This is a genomic window from Streptomyces radicis, assembly GCF_003626575.1.
In the GTDB taxonomy this organism is placed as follows: Bacteria; Actinomycetota; Actinomycetes; order Streptomycetales; family Streptomycetaceae; genus Streptomyces; species Streptomyces radicis.
The window spans coordinates 1-1,235 of record NZ_RBDY01000076.1; the positions used below are offsets into that span (position 1 = coordinate 1).

Genomic DNA, 1,235 nt, shown 5'->3' on the forward strand with positions numbered 1-1,235 from the left:
AACACATCCTCCGCGAAGTCCTCCAGACGGCACCGGGCTTCAGCCAGCTCCTCAGGCGTCACACCCGACCAACGACACAGTCACTCAACCGGACACGCCACCACCGAGTGAACCTGACCAAGCACTAGACGAGTAAGTCCGATGTGATCAGTGGTCGAAGGCGATTAGTGACCTGGTGGTGGGTGCGCCGGTTTGGTGGTTGTGCCAGATTGCAGCGGCCATCGCCAGGACTCGCTGGGCGACGCGGATGGCGACGCCTTCGAAGGTCCTTCCGCCGTGCTGCTCCAGCCCGAGCTGTCCCTTGAGGGTGTCGTTCACGGACTCGATGAGCTGGCGGACTGACTTCAGCAACGACTCGCCCGGCCGGGTGTTCTCCCGCTTGAACGAGGGCCGCAGCAGGGTGACACCCTGCCTGGCCAGGTCGGCTTCGAACTCTTTGGAGGCGAAGCCCTTGTCCGCGATCAGCAGCAATCCCGGCCGGTCGCGGGCCAGGTGCGGCTCGCGGTCGAGCATCGAGGCCAGCACCTCCCGTTCGTCGACCTTCGGGCTGGCCAATGCCCAGGTGATGGGCATACCGGCCGGGGTGCAGACCAGGAACAGGCGCAGGCCCCAGTAGAACCGGCTGTGCGAGCGGCAGTACCCGTAGCCCGCCCAGCCGGCCAGGTTCGAGCGTTTGACCGTGGGCCGTGATCGGCCGCACTCCACCGGGGTGGAGTCGGTGATCCACACGTCGTCGAACCAGAAGGCCGTGTCGACGGCCAGCTCCCGGATGACGCGTTTGACCAGCGGCAACGCCGCACGCAGGCGCTTGTTGTAGCCCGATTGCTGTGGGAGGTAGGGGAACATGCCCGACAGCCGGGCGCGGGCGAACCGTAGCCAGCGGGCCTCGGAGTGGAAGCCCAGCACAGCCTGGGCCACCGCGAGGCAGACAAGCTCGGAGTCGCTCAGCCGGGGCGGTCTGCCCATCCACCGGGGCCCTGCGATCTCGTCGTCGATCTTCACGTACAGTGCGGTCAAGAGGGTGTTCAGGTCTTGCGTCACAACATGATCTTGAACACCCTCTCCTCATGCCCGCCCACCGACCCAAGACATCGGACTTACTCGTCTAGTAGTGCTTCGGCAGTTGGGCGAGGGCGAGTTGGGCGGTGGAGATGTGGTCGGCCGCCGTGTTGGAGCCCGCGTTTCCCGGTCTCAGGAGCGCGGCGACGGGCTCACCGGTTCCGCCCGGTCCGTGG

Annotated in this window: 1 protein-coding gene; it reads right to left on the reverse strand. The window is 66.2% G+C overall.

Annotation, left to right across the window (positions count from 1 at the left end; all coding sequences use genetic code 11):
* Positions 1–147 precede the first annotated feature (147 nt).
* Positions 148–1,041, reverse strand: coding sequence for an IS982 family transposase (locus D7318_RS32285; protein WP_120700799.1), 894 nt, complete (start codon positions 1,039–1,041; stop codon positions 148–150).
* Positions 1,042–1,235: the final 194 nt, after the last annotated feature.